18 protein-coding genes are annotated in these 19,110 nt (G+C 41.6%); 1 reads left to right on the top strand and 17 read right to left on the bottom strand.

What is annotated here, in order from left to right; genetic code table 11:
* Positions 1–193 precede the first annotated feature (193 nt).
* From OCU48_RS15780 to OCU48_RS15735, 10 genes are all read right to left on the bottom strand, one after another.
* Positions 194–1,471: a DEAD/DEAH box helicase gene (locus OCU48_RS15780; RefSeq protein WP_141344770.1), complete on the bottom strand. Its 1,278-nt coding sequence runs from the start codon at positions 1,469–1,471 to the stop codon at positions 194–196.
* A gap of 549 nt (positions 1,472–2,020) precedes the next feature.
* Entirely contained in the window at positions 2,021–2,431 is a 411-nt protein-coding gene (locus OCU48_RS15775; RefSeq protein WP_141344769.1) for a bleomycin resistance protein, read from the bottom strand.
* A gap of 563 nt (positions 2,432–2,994) precedes the next feature.
* The gene (locus OCU48_RS15770) at positions 2,995–3,150 is read right to left on the bottom strand and encodes a YoaH family protein (protein ID WP_141344768.1); all 156 of its coding nucleotides are present in this window, start codon (positions 3,148–3,150) and stop codon (positions 2,995–2,997) included.
* A gap of 22 nt (positions 3,151–3,172) precedes the next feature.
* A complete protein-coding gene (locus OCU48_RS15765) occupies positions 3,173–4,054 on the bottom strand; it encodes a DUF2861 family protein (protein WP_141344767.1) in 882 nt (293 codons plus the stop codon).
* Positions 4,054–4,716 (bottom strand): response regulator transcription factor VxrB, encoded by a 663-nt coding sequence (gene vxrB / locus OCU48_RS15760; RefSeq protein ID WP_141344766.1) that lies wholly within the window; start codon positions 4,714–4,716, stop codon positions 4,054–4,056. Before vxrB ends, OCU48_RS15765 begins: the two co-directional genes overlap by 1 nt.
* Positions 4,691–6,145 carry a sensor histidine kinase VxrA gene (gene vxrA, locus OCU48_RS15755; RefSeq protein WP_141344765.1) on the bottom strand — a complete coding sequence of 485 codons (1,455 nt, stop codon included), beginning with the start codon at positions 6,143–6,145 and terminating at the stop codon, positions 4,691–4,693. The genes vxrB and vxrA overlap by 26 nt, the downstream gene beginning before the upstream one ends.
* Positions 6,146–6,292: 147 nt before the next feature.
* Positions 6,293–7,672: a Re/Si-specific NAD(P)(+) transhydrogenase subunit beta gene (gene pntB, locus OCU48_RS15750; RefSeq protein WP_141344764.1), complete on the bottom strand. Its 1,380-nt coding sequence runs from the start codon at positions 7,670–7,672 to the stop codon at positions 6,293–6,295.
* A 10-nt stretch (positions 7,673–7,682) separates the two neighbouring features.
* The gene (gene pntA, locus OCU48_RS15745) at positions 7,683–9,221 is read right to left on the bottom strand and encodes a Re/Si-specific NAD(P)(+) transhydrogenase subunit alpha (RefSeq protein WP_141344763.1); all 1,539 of its coding nucleotides are present in this window, start codon (positions 9,219–9,221) and stop codon (positions 7,683–7,685) included.
* Between the two features lie 182 nt (positions 9,222–9,403).
* Entirely contained in the window at positions 9,404–9,685 is a 282-nt protein-coding gene (locus tag OCU48_RS15740; RefSeq protein ID WP_141344762.1) for an HlyU family transcriptional regulator, read from the bottom strand.
* A gap of 209 nt (positions 9,686–9,894) precedes the next feature.
* On the bottom strand, positions 9,895–10,872 hold the full coding sequence (locus tag OCU48_RS15735) for a Solitary outer membrane autotransporter beta-barrel domain (RefSeq protein WP_141344761.1): 978 nt from the start codon (positions 10,870–10,872) through the stop codon (positions 9,895–9,897).
* Positions 10,873–11,171: 299 nt separating this feature from the next.
* On the opposite strand from OCU48_RS15735, the gene OCU48_RS15730 reads away from it, so the two are divergent.
* Positions 11,172–11,606, top strand: a complete 435-nt coding sequence (locus OCU48_RS15730; protein ID WP_017029949.1) for a DUF3069 domain-containing protein — start codon at positions 11,172–11,174, stop codon at positions 11,604–11,606.
* Between the two features lie 89 nt (positions 11,607–11,695).
* Here the strand turns inward: OCU48_RS15730 and modC are convergent, their stop codons facing one another.
* From modC to nrdD, 7 genes are all read right to left on the bottom strand, one after another.
* Positions 11,696–12,790, bottom strand: coding sequence for a molybdenum ABC transporter ATP-binding protein (gene modC / locus OCU48_RS15725; RefSeq protein WP_141344760.1), 1,095 nt, complete (start codon positions 12,788–12,790; stop codon positions 11,696–11,698).
* On the bottom strand, positions 12,787–13,479 hold the full coding sequence (gene modB, locus OCU48_RS15720; RefSeq protein ID WP_141344759.1) for a molybdate ABC transporter permease subunit: 693 nt from the start codon (positions 13,477–13,479) through the stop codon (positions 12,787–12,789). Before modB ends, modC begins: the two co-directional genes overlap by 4 nt.
* A 10-nt stretch (positions 13,480–13,489) precedes the next feature.
* Positions 13,490–14,239, bottom strand: coding sequence for a molybdate ABC transporter substrate-binding protein (gene modA / locus OCU48_RS15715; protein ID WP_141344758.1), 750 nt, complete (start codon positions 14,237–14,239; stop codon positions 13,490–13,492).
* 48 nt (positions 14,240–14,287) lie between these two features.
* On the bottom strand, positions 14,288–14,935 hold the full coding sequence (locus OCU48_RS15710; RefSeq protein WP_141344757.1) for an ATP-dependent zinc protease family protein: 648 nt from the start codon (positions 14,933–14,935) through the stop codon (positions 14,288–14,290).
* Positions 14,936–14,968: 33 nt separating this feature from the next.
* Entirely contained in the window at positions 14,969–16,150 is a 1,182-nt protein-coding gene (locus OCU48_RS15705; protein ID WP_141344756.1) for an amino acid aminotransferase, read from the bottom strand.
* 153 nt (positions 16,151–16,303) lie between these two features.
* Positions 16,304–16,774 carry an anaerobic ribonucleoside-triphosphate reductase-activating protein gene (gene nrdG / locus OCU48_RS15700; protein WP_141344755.1) on the bottom strand — a complete coding sequence of 157 codons (471 nt, stop codon included), beginning with the start codon at positions 16,772–16,774 and terminating at the stop codon, positions 16,304–16,306.
* A gap of 35 nt (positions 16,775–16,809) precedes the next feature.
* Positions 16,810–18,930 (bottom strand): anaerobic ribonucleoside-triphosphate reductase, encoded by a 2,121-nt coding sequence (gene nrdD / locus OCU48_RS15695; protein WP_141344754.1) that lies wholly within the window; start codon positions 18,928–18,930, stop codon positions 16,810–16,812.
* Positions 18,931–19,110: the final 180 nt, after the last annotated feature.

Below are 19,110 nucleotides of genomic sequence, written 5' to 3'. Positions count from 1 at the left end.
GTTTGTATTATTATTGCTCTGGGGTGGGTAAAACAATGGTTTATGTATTTAAGATAATTATACAATACAGTAAAAAGTTGAAGGGCTTTGTGTTGGCAAAGCCCTAGGCTGTCAGTTTAAATCGCTAAAGTCTAACTGGCCGTTGTGTGATTTTCATTTTTACGCGTTCAGACTAAACATAATGGCTAAGGTGCTACTTTTTAGCACGCTTCTTTAGTGCCTGCATAACACGTAGACGACTTTCTGCACTACTTTGGTCATTTGCGTTGTTTGTGCGGCTTTGGCGGTTTTTAAATGCTGGCTTGCTATGCATTTTGGAAAGTAAAGCGTCACGGCTATCGACTTCGTAACCTTCGAGTGGAACACGTCTGATGCGATGTTGGATCAGCTTTTCAACCTGAACTAATGTCAGTTCTTCTTTACGGCTAACGAATGATACAGCATGACCTTGTTGACCCGCGCGACCAGTTCGACCAATTCTGTGTACATAGTCCTCAGCAAGGAAAGGCATGTCATAGTTTACAACATGAGGTAAGCCTTGAATGTCGAGACCGCGAGCTGCAACATCCGTTGCCACCAATACTCGAGCCTTGCCAGTTTTAAATTCTTCTAATGCGCGTCGGCGTGCACTCTGTTTTTTATCACCATGACAAAGCACTGCATTAATTCCATCAAGCTTTAGCTCATTAACAACATCATTGGCAGTTTCTTTATAGTTAACAAAAACAAGGACTTGTTTCCAATTTTTCTTACCTATTAACTCGGAAAGTAATTCGCGCTTACGCTCTTCTTCGACAGGGTAGACAACATGAGCCACAGTAGATGCTGTTGAGTTTTCAGCGTTAACAATGATGCGTTGAGGCTTACGTAAATATTCTTGTGCAAGCGCATTCATTTGCGAAGATGAAGTTGCGGAAAACATCATCGTTTGAGGGTGTGTTGATACACCTGCCATAATTGTACGGATTGCATTAATGAAACCCATGTCGAGCATGCGGTCAGCTTCATCAAAAACCAAAGACTCTAAGTTAGTTAAGTTCACATTACCTAACTCAAGGTGTTCATTTAAACGTCCCGGCGTTGCAACAAGAATATCAACACCCGCTTGAAGTTTACGTTCTTGAGATGACATTTTTGCGCCGCCGTATACAGCAACAACAGAGATGTTTGTGTACTTTGAAAAACTCTTAATGTTATTTGCAATCTGATCGGCTAGTTCGCGAGTTGGTGCTAAAACAAGACCTCGAACACTGCCTCTAGTGAGAGATTTAGGCTTGTCGATAATCTGTTGAATAATTGGTAGAGAGAACGCTGCTGTTTTACCTGTGCCAGTTTGAGCGTGTGCAAGAATGTCGTTACCCCGACGGATTTGCGGAATAGCTTGCTGTTGAATAGGGGTCAGCTTTTCATAATGACACTCAGTGAGTGCGCGAACGATATCAGATGAAAAACCTTGTGATGAAAATGACATTCTTTGTTCCTATTAGACGTTGGTTAGCTTGAAAACTTTCACAGAGAGACACAGGCAATCATAGCAGACCAAAAATACGGTCGACGATTATAGATGAATATGAGCCGTTATGGTGACATATTTTAACAGGGAATGCGTTTTTCTATTGTTAAGGGATGGCTAGAAAACTTTGCTTGGGTGTTTTGCCACGAAATTCATTTGGATGAGAGGTTAAAAACGTAGTACTTAGCATTTTTATCGTTCAAATAGTTTTAGATACTTTAGTTGCTAGAAGAACAGAAAGGACGAGTCGTTAATCAACACAATAGAAGGGAAACGGGATACAGCTAGGTTAAGTGTGAGGGTATTGATTTAGAGAGTTATGATTCTAATTTAACATAACATTGATTATGCGCACTTGGGTGCAAGCAGAAACATGATGCTGTATACGTGCTTTGATATTGACTAGCGTCTTTATGTTCGCATGTTCCTACTTTAAATTTTCCTTGGTAGTCTTTATCGTCTCCTACGCAAAATTTCACAGACATCGTGAAGCAATACCGACAGAATTTAATCTAGCACGTCTTCGCAAAACCTGAATAGATAGCCATCTGGTGTTTGGGCTATAAATTGTTTCTGTACAGCTACTTTTGAGTCACACAAATAAGACTTGGTTTCTAACTCTAGATAGATAGCATCTTTCGCAACGATCGTTATGTGTGCATATAAAGTTTCTATATCCGTTACATCCCATTGAAAATTAACACCTCGACCAAACGGAAACTCAGGTTCAGCTAGCAACCATTTCCGACTATCCCCATCTATGCCTTCAAGCATCAGATCTACACCGTCTTTAGTCAGATACAGAAACTGCTCATCTAATCGCTCATACTTAACAGAGAAATTAAGCACATTAACAAAGAACTGTTTATTGACTTCTATGTTACGACAATAAAGCTCAGGGACAACTCTTAAGGTCATTAAATACTCCGATGTTGATTTTCGAATGCTTCATTATGATCGCATCTTTTTTTGTTTATTACACCGCAATATAACTAGCTATCAAACCAGACAATCATCAACTTGTTACAGTGTAATTTAATGTTTATCAGTTGCGTCTCTGTTTTGGTTTTCAAATTAAACCGTTCTTCGTATGGACTTTGAAAACCATCTATAACGATCTCAATAAACTAGCCATCCCTACACAACCGAAAAACTACTTATAGCCTGACATTACTTAACCATAACCTGTATTAATAGTGTACACGTCGGTAGTAAGTACAAACTAATGTAACGTTTGAAACTAGCACAGTATAATATCCTGCCCTAACTCAAGTGACTGTAAGTAATTTACACCATTAGCGGGTATCATTCTCAAGTGCGAGGCTAACTAGTTGATTGTAATGGTATTAATTAAATAAACATAAAGTATAGCCCTGATAGAATAACTTGTATTTATGGGATAATGTTAGATTGTATGTGATTTTAAGTAGCCTATCATTTAGTTATAGTGCGTTATGACCTAATAAGAAAAACCAAGAGCATTACTGCTCTTGGTCCTTTTTAAATTCAGCACGAATGTCTTCAGCAACTTGCTTAATTGCTTGCGCTGTACTCATCCCACTCGCCATTAACTCTTGAATACGTTCAACAGCACGTTGCTGTTCTTCATGACTTAGTGGTGGTAAATCATCTAACATAATTACTCCGATTAACTCTACCCTACTCTTCTGTGTAGTCGATAGTTTTACTGATAGTTCGTTTATCTTTAAACAGTATCGGCCCTTGCCATTGTGACTGTGTCATAGATACACTCACAACGTAGCGCTCAGGCTCTACAGCATTGCGAGGCAGTTTAACAGGATAGTTCGACTCATACGACTTTTTCCAGACTGAAGAATACTGACCATCTCTATAGTCATAAACCGTCACTTCTTGTACAGGTAACGGACAATAACGATTGAGCAAGCGCTTCTTGTCTACAGTCCAACTGTCCTTCGAGTCCCAGCGTACGACATGAACTGGTTCAGCTTCTGTAATAACAATCCAATGTGACCACTTATTTTGAGCTTTGTCTTCAATGGACAATTGATACAAGCCAGATTTTAGTGGTTTACTTAAACTATAAGTAGCTTCCGTTTCCTGTAATGTTCGTTTTTCATCAGTTATCGTTTCAAATGCATCTTGATCTATAACTTCTTTAGAAATATTGGTGTCTGGCCATAACTTCAACCGCACCTGTGATAACGGTTCTTCTGAAGTAATTTGTAGCTTTAGCTTATTCGATAATCGACCTGGGCGCTGAACAGAAACCTTTTCAATAGTGATAGAGTCTAACCACGAAGGCAATCCTTCAGCGATTAGGCTTTTACCACAATCTTTTTCAGTTGCCTGTTTTAGCAGTGACTCTAAGTGAGGTTCAAGGTTATCCGTTGATTCCTGCTGCCATACCTGCACCATGAGATCGAACATACCACTAAGATCATCTTCAAGTAGTTTTTTATGCATTCGAGTGACTGCGTTGTTTTCTTCAAACCATTGCGCATTAGCCACAATCGGAACTATGGCAGGTAACAGTAACAACGCAGTTAACAGCGGCTTCATTAGCTTTTCATCTTGTAACCAACGCCACGTAGTGTCTCAATATCAATACCTGGCAGTTTCTGACGAAGCTGCAGTACATGTGTATCAACGGTTCGTGTCGTCGGAAAGTGGTTGTAACCCCAAACGTGATCAAGAAGCTCATCACGAGTGAACACTCTGCCTAGATTACTAGCCAAGAACATCAACAGGTCAAACTCAGTACGAGTCAAAGAAATACTATCACCTTTGTAATCGACTTCACGTGTTGCTTTGTCGATAACTAGATTATCGGTAATGACTTTAGAGTCATCCGTTCCCGCTTCACTTCCTGGGCTTCTTAAGTTTGCACGAATACGAGCAAACAGTTCAGCTTCTGCAAAAGGTTTGGTTAGATAGTCATCAGCACCAGCGTCGAGACCTGAAACTTTATCCTTAACCGTTACTAACGCTGTTAGTAGAATAACCGGTACAGATTTGATTTCTTTCCATTCTGCCAGCTTAGAAATTGAATCACCATCGGGTAATTGTCTATCTAGAATGACCAGGTCCGCTTTTTCCCACAGCTTAGCTGTTTCTGCGATGGTTTCAGAATGTAGGCAGGTATAACCTGCTTGTTCAAGGCTAACTAACAAGCCGTCTGCTAAATTTTTATCATCTTCAACGAGTAGTAGTGTCTGTTCCACAAGGGATCTCCATTACAAATTTAGTTGGGGGACCAACAAGTTTCATGCTCCCCCCCATTCGTCCCACCATTGATTCAACAATAGTCAATCCAAGTCCAAGTCCCGCTTCGCTTACAAACGGCTTTCTCAATTGTTTCCAATCTTTTGCACTTAAATTGCCTTCGTCTTGTACCTCAATAATGAGCGTGTTGTCATTTCGATGTGCGCAAAGTTCAACCTTGCCTACACCATACTTAATTGCATTATTGACTAAATTATCAATACAGGTACCAAGCCAATAAATATTGACCTGTACCTCAATGTCTTTCTCTATATTGAGCGATACGTCGCCTGAGTAGTTTTCGACTTTATACTCTAGCCATTCTTTCATTGATGGCAGGTGTTCAGTCGCTAATGGTCTGTTATCTGATTGCAGATAATCTTTACTTGCCTCCGCAAGTTGTCGAAGTCGTCTTGAGTCTTCACACAATCGTCTAAATTCATCGTAAACCGTTTCTGGTAAATGTTCGAATTCGCGTCTAAACCCTTCAACCGTCATAGACAAACTAGCGATAGGAGTACGCAGTTCATGTGTAAGTATCTGAAGAATCAGCATTCGACTGCGCATTTCTTCTCGTTTGCTATTCCAACGATAAACCGACCAGCCCACAATCAACGTGAAGTTCAATAGGACCAAGGCATACAGCAGGTTTTTAATAAGGTGGCTGTTGTCTTGCTGTTGCCAACAAATATTGCCGCGTTCAAAGAAACACTCGTTAACTTGGGATATAGGGACGAAACTTAACTCTGCTTCTTTCGCATTGTGTTCTAATGTTTCTACATCAAATACGAAATAGCTATCTCCCTTCCTAAGCCAATATTCGTTACCTTGTAACAACATGGGTGCCCCTGACAATAGGGCAACAATCGAGTCACTATGCATCAGTTGTAATCGGCCTAGCAAACTATCAGTGTCTGCCAGCTGCCTCTCATTGATGTGCATGTATTGTTGCAATTCATCAAAACGATCCGGATGTGCTTTCACATAACGAGCAGCATAAGTGCCTCCGCCAGGATGGATATGATTTGAACGCGAAAACCATTTCAGAGGTAATTTAGTTCCTCTACACATTGCACGAGTAAATACTAAAGGCTCAGTAACCGTTGGGCTAAGTGGTAGTTTACCTTTGCAGTTTTGTTCCAATCGGTACAGTAACTGAATATCTTTTAAAGGATAATGACTCGTCTGAGGCAACATTGAATTTGGATCGATTAAAGCCGTTGGAAAATCAGCCTGAATCACTTGCATGTCGTACACGTCTTTTGCATCTTCAAACACAAATAAGCTCACCAAGGCATCCAACCTTTGAGGAAGTGTTTTCGCTGCAAGTATTGGACTAACAGTCACTAAGCTTATGAATAGAAGTAAAGTTCTCAAAGAGTACAACATGTTTTAACTTGAATGTGCTAACTATACGCGTAAACAGTCCGGCATTCCAAACCGTACGCCATTATTGACAATGAAATGACACTTTACTCTATGTACATAGCCAATAAAAAAGGGAGCCGAAGCTCCCTTTTACGCTAACTAAAAACCTTAAAGATGCTCAATAATCTTCATGCAAGAGTCTTTAGCATCACCAAATAGCATTGATGAATTCTCTTTAAAGAAAAGTGGATTTTGAACGCCAGCATAACCCGTATTCATTGAACGTTTGAACACAACGACGTTCTGTGCGTTCCACACCTCAAGCACTGGCATACCAGCAATTGGGCTTGTTGGATCTTCAAGTGCTGCTGGGTTTACCGTATCGTTCGCACCGATGACAAGGACAGTATCAGTTTCTGTAAAGTCATCATTGATTTCGTCCATTTCTAGCACGATATCATAAGGTACTTTAGCTTCTGCTAATAGTACATTCATGTGACCTGGAAGACGCCCCGCTACTGGGTGAATACCAAAGCGCACTTTAATGCCTTGAGCACGAAGTTTATCTGTAATCTCATGCACTGGGTACTGAGCTTGAGCTACTGCCATGCCGTATCCAGGAGTAATGATGACTGACTTAGAGTTCTTAAGCATTTCAGCCACTTCTTCAGCGGTTGATTCGCGATGCTCTCCTTGCTCTTCATCACCAGAAGATACGGCGACTTCTTGACCAAAACCACCGGCGATAACGCTGATGAACGAACGGTTCATTGCTTTACACATGATGTAAGACAGGATAGCACCTGACGAACCCACTAGAGCACCCGTAACAATCAGAAGATCGTTCGCTAGCATGAAACCTGCTGCCGCCGCTGCCCAACCTGAATACGAGTTAAGCATAGAGACAACCACTGGCATATCTGCGCCACCGATTGACGCTACCAAGTGATAACCAAACGCGAATGCAATAAGAGTCATTAAAAATAATGGGAATAAAGCACCGTCACCACCTAGGTACCATTTCAACAAAAACGCTGAAACCACGATAGCAGCAAGGTTTAGCTTATGCTTGTGTGGGAGATTCAGTGGAGATGAAGAAATAATGCCACGTAATTTACCGAACGCAACAATAGAACCAGTAAAGGTTATTGCACCGATAAATACACCTAGATACACCTCAACAAGGTGAATCATGTGCTCAGCGTGTGTTGCTGCTTCTGGTGCGTCTAATAAGCTATTGTAACCTACTAATACCGCAGCCATACCTACAAAACTGTGTAAGATCGCCACCAACTCTGGCATCTCAGTCATTTCGACTTTCTTGGCATAATGAATACCAATACCGCCACCAACAACCATAGCTAAGAGAATCCAAGCGATACCGCTTGAGTGTGGGCCAAAGATGGTTGCAAGCAAGGCAATAGCCATACCTGCAATACCATAGTAGTTGCCTGAACGCGCCGTTTCTTGTTTAGAAAGACCCGCTAAGCTCATAATAAAGAATACAGCAGCAATAATATATGCGGCTTGAACTAATCCTGCAGACATTTGTTACTCCTTAGTCTTTACGGAACATTTCTAGCATACGCTTCGTGACTGTAAAGCCACCGAAGATATTGATACTAGCAATTAACACAGCAATAAATGCAAGGAAGGTGACGACACCGTTACCTTGTCCTATTTGTAGCAATGCACCCACAATGATAATGCCCGAAATGGCATTAGTTACAGACATTAATGGGGTATGCAAAGCGTGCGTTACGTTCCAAACCACGTAGTAACCTACGATACAAGCCAGCACGAATACAGTGAAGTGAGCTAAAAATGCCGCTGGTGCTACTGAAGCCACCCATGCAAATGCGCCTAAACCAATTGCAAGGCCCGCTAGTTTTTTAACTGGAGAGACTGGTTCATCTTTCTTAGGCTCTGGCTTAACTGGAGCTGTTTTTGGCGCCGCTTGTGGCTGTGCTGAAACCTGAATAGGGGGTGCAGGCCAAGTGACTTCGCCTTCTTTAACGACAGTTACACCACGGAGCACTACATCTTCAAAGTTGATATCGATGTTGCCATCTTTCTCTTTGCAAAGCAGTTTAATCAGGTTAACTATGTTAGTACCGTAGAGTTGAGAAGACTGTGTCGGTAGGCGACCTACCATATCGGTATAACCAATAACTTTAACGCCATTTGCAGTCGTAACGACTTTGTCTGCTTCCGTATAAGCACAGTTACCGCCATTAGCCGCTGCAAGGTCAACGATTACACTACCCGACTTCATGCTATCTACCATTTCTTTGGTAATTAGCTTAGGCGCTGGACGTCCTGGAATAAGGGCTGTAGTGATAATAATATCAACGTCTTTAGCTTGCTCGGCGTAAAGTTCTTCAGCTTTTTTGTTGAAGTCGTCCGACATTTCTTTTGCATAGCCGTCACCTGCTCCAGTGTCTTCTTGGAAATCCACTTCCAAGAACTCTGCACCCATAGATTCAACTTGCTCTTTTACTTCAGGACGAACATCAAATGAACGCACGATCGCACCTAAGCTACCCGCAGCGCCGATAGCAGCAAGCCCGGCAACACCGGCACCTGCAACTAACACTTTAGCCGGTGGTACTTTACCCGCAGCCGTAATTTGGCCAGTAAAGAAGCGACCAAATTCATGTGCAGCCTCTACTACAGCTCGGTAACCTGCGATGTTTGCCATTGAACTTAATGCATCTAACGCTTGAGCGCGTGAAATACGAGGCACTGCATCCATCGCCATTACATTGATATTCTTGCTCGAAAGCTTTTCCATCAATTCAGGATTTTGCGCTGGCCATACAAAGCTGATCAGGCTTGCTCCATCGTTGATTAGCGCTATTTCTTCATCGGAAGGCGCATTTACTTTCAAAATAAGATCCGCGTCCCAAACCGCTGCGTGATCAACAATGGTTGCACCCGCACTTTCAAACGCTTGATTGTCGAAGCTGGCTAACGCACCTGCTTCCCCTTCTATTGAGACGTCAAATCCCAGTTTTATCAGCTGCTCAACCGTTTTAGGCGTTGCAGCTACGCGTGTTTCACCCGCGAGGCTTTCTCTAGGCACACCAATTTGCATAGCTATTCCCTACTATTGGCACAAAAATAAAAAAACAAAATTAAAAAATTCTTCCTTGGCTCATCAGCAAAATCCAAACACTTTGAACTGGGTTACCAATTTAGAAAAAATATCATCAATATCCGTAAGAAAACAACATATCATTGCCTTACAGTGTACTCATCAGACTAGCTAGCCTGAATTCACTTATTAAAGATGGTTTCACCCATTTGATCGATCAACATTTGTGCTTTCTTCAGCATCAATTCATTGGCATCATCTTGATTGCCAAGTAAGTCTGAACGAATAAAGCGGTGAGTCTTCATTGATTCGCCCTCACCCTGCGTAATTCGGCCTGCAATACGATACTGACCGCCTTCAGCAATAGGTTCGGCGTATATTAAATATCCTTTGTACTCTATTGGTTCCACAATAACCTCTTGTGGACTTTCTTTCGAACCAAACAGGCGACTAAACCAACCCATAAACTCTCCAAATATCTTAGACTTACTGTTATTCAATCTATGTTAAACGTCGTTTAAAGGCGAGCATAAATATCAAGAATTTGAAGCTGATACAGGTAGTTTTTTGTATTAAAACTACATATGAGTAGAAATGGGGGCTGAGCAAGTGACAGTGCAACATATAAGTAACGTGTTATTTACATAGCTATCGTGAAATCAAATGAAATTCATTAGTCTTCGTTAAATAACAATACTAATGTTCCACCTTTTAAACTACTTCCATAGTTAATTGTGATACCAATACCTACATTATCAAGATAGTCCTTCAAGAATGGAGGAGACACAAGCCACCCTAAGCTCCATTCATAATAATGTGGTGTTCCCATAGGATCACTGAGATCAGCGCCAACATCGATACGACGAATACTACTGTATAAGGTTTGCCCATAGCCGCCCCAATGCGCTATGTCATAAAAGCCTTTTACACCATTGATCCAATACCAACCTTCAGGGTTGCCAATATTACCGTCGTTTGCCTCACCCCAACCAAAACCATAGAAGTACTTCATCTCGGTGAATGCTTCCCAATGACCCCAGTCATGTTCACGGTCGTAATGCAATTCTACGCTAGGTTTGAAGGTTAGCGCCCAAGCATCAGTATTAAAAGCATAACCATCAAGCTGCTCCCTAAATGCGAGAGATAACGAGTTTCGATAGGTGTATTCGTTGCGAAAATACATGAGGTTAGTACCAATTCCAGTATTCAAGCTCCAATGGTCGGACAATGGGTACTGAACCCAATACTTTGTAGCTAAAGTATACGTTTCTTCCCTTCCTGTATCTTGTGGTTCCAATGGGTCATCGCCAATAGAGACATCGCGTTTAGTTTTAAGGTAAGACCCAACTACAGAAACATTTTGTTTAAGGTTAGTGTTGTTGGACAAAGATAAATCGTTCAGTTCAAACGTATAGGGAATGGTGTAAATTGAGATCTGCTTGCGTAACTCTAGTGACTCGTCAGAGCCTATATTTCCGTTATTAGTCAAAAAATCATTAGGGTCAAAATCTTGAAAGCCAAAGGAGATCGCATCGCTGTCACTGAGTAAAACCGCTGTCGCAAAGTTTTGCTCTAACACTTTTTGCAAAATATCGTCACCTCGGGCAAAAGAACTAAGCAGCACCAAAGGAACAAGTAGGAACTTTTTCAAATCAACTCCATTTGAACAACGTTTTCCATTTAACTCACTATGATCTCTAAATGTCGATTTATTGATAAACAATACAGAGAGTTACTATTCAAGGTTAGTATATTACGTCTCGAGTTCAATCTAGATAAAGGTTATAAAAATGATTTTGCATATATATCCTCTACTTAGTATGAAATACGACCAAAACATGAGATCAGCCTGTTATTTATTAAGCATCCATCACCCAATCTGCGTTTATCGTTTGACTTTTTTAGGTAACTTTTTACGATAAGGTGACCATCAATACAAGGTATGCCCTTATGTCAGAAATAATTGAAGATCAAACCATCGATCTAAGTGAAGTATCAGCGGAATTACGCCAGGTCATCGAATTTGATGAAGTACCTGAGCAGATGTTCCAAATGGTTGTTTCTATACATGAGGCCGGTGAAGCAGAAGTACGCAAAGCGTGGGATGAGCTGCCAGCCAGTGCACAGAATGTAGTAGACAACTTCGAGCAGTTTCATGCTCTAACCTCAGTAAGCCAAGCCTTTGCCGGTGTAGGTTTACTAGAAGAGTTCCCTACACTTAACATTCCTGAGAACATGACAGAAGAACAAACTAACGCCTACAAAGCCCAATTGTTAGATCAAGTTCTTTTCAACTGTATCAAGGACATGGTCAAGCAAATGAAGAAGGCCCGCCGAGACCCTATTCTTAAGCGCGATTTCAATAGCGTCTTTCTAAAAGACTAACCACCTATCGTGGGAAATAAACTCGAGTTGTTAAGTCGACTCGAGTTTATTATGTCTTAAATAGTTCATTGGCCACTTCGATTTGAAAGTTAGTGCGTTGCCAAATTCTGCTGTGTGAAACTCACACCCTTGATCTGAGCGTAAACTCTATTTCCTTTTTGTAGTTTCAACTCGTCTGTAGCCCACTGAGTAAGTATTGATTTTAATGCTAGCTCTTCATTCAAGGCCAAAGTTAAAAGGCATGAATGATCATTTAGTTTCTCAATATCAATAAGTTGGACCGGAATTACGTTTCGAATTGAACTACCCGCCACAGGTGACAACGTAACCGACACATCCCTAGCATCAATCCTTATGCGCATACATTCATTATGTTTGTTTTCAAACTGTTGATCTGGAACCCATAGCGCATGCCCCGCCACCTTCATTTTCCGCATGGCATACTTTGGGTGTCGTTCCGATACCTTAGCAGTCAATAGTGCACTGTGTTGTTCCCCTTCTTGCCATAAGGCAAGAGAATCCCCATTCCACACGTGTTCCACCGTACCGAAGTCAGCCACCTTACCAGTTTCTAAAACCAGTAAATTGTCAGCCAAATGCATGATCTCTTCAAGGCTATGAGTTACGTAAACGATTGGAATGTCGATTTTATCTGTCAACTGATTGAGATAATGCATGACCTCTCTTTTACGAGGTAAATCTAGACTTGCTAAAGGTTCATCCATTAAAAGTAATTCAGGGTCGCTTAATAGAGCCCTAGCAATGGCAACACGTTGCCTCTCGCCACCACTGAGTTTGTTAGGCTTAGAATCCAGTAAGTGGCTAATACCCAGCAACGTTGTTAGTTCTTTAAATCGTTCATTCTGCGCTTTGCTTTGTGAACCAAAAAGAAGATTATCAAAGATAGAAAGATGGGGAAACAAACGTGCGTCTTGAAAGACGACCGCAATCTTGCGATTCCATACAGGTACATTGATACCCTGTTCAGTATCAAGCAGTCGAGATTCTTTAAATGTAACTTCACCTCTATCTGGCGATAACAACCCGCACAATACATTCAGAAGGGTGGATTTACCGCTGCCAGAGCGACCAAACACTGCCGTAACACCTTTTGAGGGGATTTCCCCTTGTATTACAAAAGACTGGTTATCAAACTGATGTTTAAATGAGAATCGTAATGTCATCCAGATAACCCCAATTTTAGTTGAGCTCGGCGAGACATCCATTCACTAATAAATAGCGATATCAGCGCAATCACAACGGCTAAAATACACAGTCTCATAGCTTGAAACTCCGCACCTGGGGTTTCAAGAAAGCTAAACATTGCAAGAGGGATTGTTTGGGTTTCACCTGGAATATTGGAAACAAAAGTAATGGTTGCACCAAATTCCCCTAAACTGCGCGCAAACGCCAATACAAAGCCAGAGATTACACCCGGCATAATCAATGGGAGTGTTACTCTCTGAAATACTTTCCAAGGATTTGCCCCCAATGTCATTGCGGCGTCTTCAAGTTTACTATCAACGGACAATATACTAAGACGAATGGCCCTTACCATTAGAGGCAGAGCAACCACAGCCGATGCTAGGGCTGCCCCTCTCCAGCTAAATGAAAAGTCGAGTCCAAGGTACTGTTCTAACCATTTCCCTATAGGTCCTTGTTTACCAAATAGGATAAGAAGTACATACCCAACCACTACAGGCGGAAGCACTAACGGCAAGTGAATAAGGCCATCGATTAAACTCTTTCCAAAGAAGTCTTTTTTAGCCAAAAGCCAAGCCAGTGCGATTCCGATTGGTAAAATACAAATACTCGCAACTAAAGCTATTTTTAGGCTGAGTACTAGGGCTGTAAGTTCTAACTCGGTGAGCATCACACATTACCTATTTGGTTAATGGAGTAAATCCTAACTCTAGCAAATATTCTCTCATCTCTTTGCTATAAAGGGTTTTATAGACCTGACTAGCTACGGCTTTATCTGTCAATAACACCGCTGGGTATTTGATTTTCTCGTAAAGATGAGTTGGGATAGCTGAGACTATGTTGACCTGTTTCGATTGAATTGCATCAGTAACATACACAATCCCAACCGGTACCTGTTGCCTTTCCACCATAGCAAGCACAGCTCGAGTGTTTTTCATTGGTGCAGTTTGTTTGGAGAGTGTCTGCCACACCTTTAGCTTTCGCAGGGCTTGTTCGGCGTAGATTCCTACAGGTACAGTGTTAGGTTCACCAATAGCTAAACGCTGTCCATTTAATACTTTGTTCCAAGTAGACAAATCATCCAATCGTTCTAAAGTTAGCTTGTGCGTTCCTGACACGATTACGAGTTGATTACTCGCAATGTTTTTTGCGGGTTCTACACCTTCTACTTCTTGCTCTAGGTACTCCATCCATTGTGTATTTGCGGAGATAAAGATATCAGCAGGTGCCCCCCTAGAGATCTGTCTTGCCAATGAAGACGATGAACCATATACGCCTTTTACTTCTATGCCTTGTTTTGACGCAGACTCAATTAACCTTTCAACAACTTGGGTCATAGATGATGCAGCGTAGACATAAACAGTGTGTTTTGAATGGGCGAATGAAAACGAAGAAAAGAGAATTAAAAGCGGAGCTAGAATACGAAACATAACGTTCTTAATGATTAGGTGCCCTTTAGGGGCACCTATAACTCATGATTATTTAGTGATCTTAGGTTGAACGTACTTGCGGCTGACATCAACGATGGCGACATCACGAACAAAACTACGACCAAGCAACACTGGGAAGTCTAAATGTGAACGGTCAACAAGAGTAAACTCTGTCTTCTCTTTTAGAGAAGATAGCTGAATCCAAACTACTACCACAGGACGTTTATCTGCGTCATCTGAACTTGATTGCTTCACTTTTGCAAAACGCTCGATTGGCAGACTTATCTCTTTCCCTACCTTTCCGTCATATGCGGGTTTGAATTTCACCCATTTCTTGCCGTCACGCTCAAATTGTTTAACTTCAACCGCAGATAAAGAAGATGTAGTTGCGCCAGAATCAACTCGCGCTCTTACTGTGGATTTGAACTCAGGGAAAAACAACCACTCTTGTTCACCTAAAATGAGTTTACCATCGTCTGTTTTAGTAGGGGCAGGTGCCGCTTCAGCTTCCTTTTCATCCTCAACAGCTTTTGGTTCTTCTGTTTCTACTACTTCTTCTACCGATTCTTCTGTTTCTTGCTCCATGACCGGCTGTTCAAACTTGATCTCTTCATCACCACTGTTTTGTGGCCCGCTTGAACACGCAACCAAAGATCCAGCAAACAAAGCAATACTTAAAATTTTCCAATGTTTCATCCAATCCACCCTGTTAATTTAAGTTAGTTATTATTATCGAACCGCAGCAATAGCTGTCGCTACGTACGTTAAATCTTGTTCCATTAGACCTGCTATATTGATGCGGCCGTCATTCACACCATAAACAGCAAACTCTTCGCGAAGTCTTATCATCTGCTCGGCTGAAAAACCTAATACGCTAAACATGCCTTTGTGTTGCTTAATAAACTCGAAGTCCTCAGAGTTTGTCTTGGTTGCTAATTCGCTACACAACTGCTGTCTCAAGCTGACTAATCTTAAACGCATCTGTTCAAGTTCAGTCATCCAAGAAGACTTTAACTCTTTGTCTAGCAACACAGTTTTAACTATAGACGCACCATGTGCAGGAGGCATAGTATAAGTTGATCTTGCCATCTGTAATAGCTTACCACGTGCATTCATCGCATGGTTTTTCTGATCTGCTACCACGATCGCACTCCCAGTACGCTCTCGATACAATCCAAAGTTTTTTGAACAAGAACTCGTTACTAACAATTCAGGAAGATTAGCCGCCATATGTTGAACACCAAAAGCATCTTGTGCTAGTCCATCACCAAAACCTTGATATGCGATATCAATGAACGGTAAAAAACCATTTTTTTGAGCCAGTAGCGTCACCTGTTTCCAAGCTTCATGAGTTAAATCCGCCCCTGTTGGGTTGTGACAGCAACCATGAAGAAGCACTACGTCTTTTGCACCTGCTTTGCTTAGATCATCCAACATTGCATTTACATCGACTTGCTTGCTGTTTGCTTCAAAGTAACGGTAATGCTTAACCTTAAGGCCAGCGGCTTCCATTACTGGTTGATGGTTCACATAGCTTGGATTACTCAACCAAATTGTCGCACCTGGACTTGAGAAGGAGATCAACTCAGCCAGCATGCGCAGCCCTCCACTTGCACCCGGAGTTTGCACGGATATTGCGCGTTCTGTAATGCCTGAGTCAGGTAGAACAAGATTTAATGCAGCAGCATTAAATTCTTCATCTCCGGCCATACCAACGTACGCCTTTGTTTCCTGATCATTTAAAACAATTTGTTCCGCTTTTTGTATAGAGTCCATAACGGGCGTTACACCGTCACTATTTCGATAAACACCAATACCTAAATCGATTTTTTTATCGCGTTGGTCTTGTCTGTAAGCTAAAGATAATGACAGGATCGGATCCTGTTGAGGAGATGGTAGATTGGAGAACATGAAAGTCACAACCCTTTGAAATTCATTTGGATAGACTCACGTTATCACTTGCCGAAAGAAATCGAAACAGTTATTAAACGGCATCGCTGTTTCGTGATTGAATTTTATACAGATCAAGTAAAGAGCGCATAGGATACGCTCAAAATGAGAGATTTATTTAAGATCGAAGCGATGAATCACTTGATTGGAACTGCCACGCCACTCTAGACGTACATCAGCAAAATCTTTCTCGTATTTTCCATCGATTAACACATCAACGAAATCAACAACCTGCTGTTGCTCTGGAGTAAGCTCGGCTAGCAAATACCCCGTCCAAAGCCAAATGTCTTTTCCCGGGCATTCGTCTTTAACGCGTTTTACCAAATTTAGCACTGGCGCAACGTTCCCTGGAAACAAGGGATCGCCTCCGGAAAGAGACAATCCACGACGTTTAATCCTAGTATCATTTAGGTCAGCAATGATCTGGTCTTCCATTTCTCTAGTGTAGACATGACCAGAGCTTGGAGACCAAGTAGATTGATTGTAACAACCACGGCACTGATGAATGCAACCAGAAACAAACAAGGTACAACGTGTACCTGGTCCATTTACTACATCTACAGGATAATAGTTATGGTAATTCATCAATGCCCTACTCTTTGTCCAATCAACCTAAATGATTATAGATGCTTAACACGTCGCTTAACTTCTTCTTGTTTACCGAAGTTGAACGGACGAGCATCTGGGCTTCCTAAGTAGCCACATACACGGCGTGTCACTGATACCTTAGAAGAGTCGTGATTACCACAAGACGGACAGGTAAACCCCTTACTCGTACATTCGAACTCACCCGTGTATCCGCACTCATAACACTCATCGATAGGCGTATTCGTGCCATAATAAGGCACTCGGCTGTATGAGTAATCCCAGACATTTTCTAATGCTTCAATATTACGCTGCATGTTCGGGAATTCACCATAACAAATAAATCCACCGGTTGAGATAAGTGGGTAAGGCATCTCAAAGTCTATCTTATCGTATGGGTTAACTTTCTTTTCAACATCTAGGTGGAAACTATTGGTGTAGTAGCCTTTGTCTGTTACGCCTTTGATGACACCAAATTCTTTAGTGTCTACTCGGCAGAAACGGCTGCACAAGTTTTCACTTGGAGTACCGTACAAGCTAAAGCCATAACCAGTTTCTTCAGTCCAACGTTCGACGTTTTCTTTTAAGTACGCAACGATATCTAGTGCTTTCTCACGTAAGCGAGATTCGTCAAATACATGCTCTTCAGTGCCAAACAACGCATTGATGGTTTCGTGAATACCAATGTAACCTAGAGAGATAGAAGCTCGGCCGTTCTTGAATATTTCAGCAACTGAATCATCAGCATTTAGACGAACACCACACGCACCTTCCATATATAAAATTGGTGCAACTCTTGCTTTCACGTTTTCTAGTCGAGTAATACGAGTTTCTAGGGCGCGACGTGCGGTCACCAATTTTTCGTCTAATAGTTCATAGAAACGCTCTTCACTACCACCAGCTTGTAATGCAATACGAGGCAGGTTAAGACTAACAACACCAAGGTTGTTTCGCCCTTCATGAATCATCTCGCCATTTTCTTCGTACACGTTCAAGAAGCTACGACAACCCATAGGCGTTTTGAATGAACCCGTCACTTCTACTACTTTGTCGTAGTTTAAGATATCTGGATACATGCGTTTAGATGCGCACTCAAGAGCCAATTGTTTAATGTCGTAGTTAGGATCAGAAGGCTTGTGATTTAGACCATCTTTGATCCCAAACACCAATTTAGGGAAGACAGCTGTCTTTTTGTTCTTACCAAGTCCAGCAATACGGTTCTTTAGAATAGACGTTTGAATTAGCTTTGATGCCCAAGTAGAGCCCAGACCGAAGCCAAAAGTAACAAAAGGAGTTTGGCCGTTTGCTGTATGTAATGTGTTGACTTCGTACTCTAGAGATTGAAAAGCGTCGTAACACTCTTTTTCTGTACGCGATCGTGCAAATTCTTCAGGGTTATGAATATCCCATTCTTTTGCGACTTCAAGGTGCTTTTCATAGCTACAAGTCACATAAGGCTCTAGAACCTCATCAATACGATTGATGGTTGTGCCGCCATAAATGTGACTCGCAACTTGCGCGATAATTTGAGCTGTAACAGCGGTAGCTGTAGAGATAGATTTTGGTGTATCAATCTCGGCATTACCCATTTTAAAGCCATGTGTTAGCATGCCCTTAAGGTCGATTAGCATACAATTAAACATTGGGAAAAACGGTGCGTAATCCAGATCGTGGTAGTGAATATCGCCGTCTTCGTGTGCTTGAACAATGTCACGAGGTAAAATGTGCGTTTTTGCGTAGTGTTTAGCTACAATACCAGCAAGGAGATCGCGCTGAGTCGGGATCACTTTACCGTCTTTGTTCGCGTTTTCATTAAGAAGATCAGCATTTGACTGCTCGATTAAACCTTGAATTTCTTGGTTCAATACACTCTTCTTTTCACGAGCCATATCGCGGTCATGGCGGTATTCGATGTACGAACGAGCTAGTCCTTTATATGGACCCTGCATGAGTTCGTTCTCGACTAAAGTTTGAATTTGTTGGATATCCACTTCTTGGCTATCCACCAGTTGTTGCTCTACAGATAAAGCTACGCCCTCAGCATAGTTAGCTAAGTCTTCATCTGTGTGAGGTGCAGCACTTTTTATTGCTGCAACAATACGATCCTTGGTAAATGGGGCGAGAGATCCGTCTCTTTTTAACACAACTGGTTTCACATATTCTCCTTACCCACAGCATATACACAGATACACTATATAGGGTATTTATATTTATTTTGCACACTACATATTGTGGGCGTATTAAACGAGAACCGCCACTCAATGTTTTTGATCTAGATCAATATAAGCGCCGAGTGAGTGATTTTGAGACCGATCTTTTTTGAATAAATGATCTCG

Origin of the sequence: Vibrio inusitatus, from assembly GCA_024346935.1 — a bacterium.
In the GTDB taxonomy this organism is placed as follows: Bacteria; Pseudomonadota; Gammaproteobacteria; order Enterobacterales; family Vibrionaceae; genus Vibrio; species Vibrio inusitatus.
The sequence above is the reverse complement of the archived record's forward strand: the minus strand, read 5'-3'. Positions and strand labels throughout refer to the sequence as shown.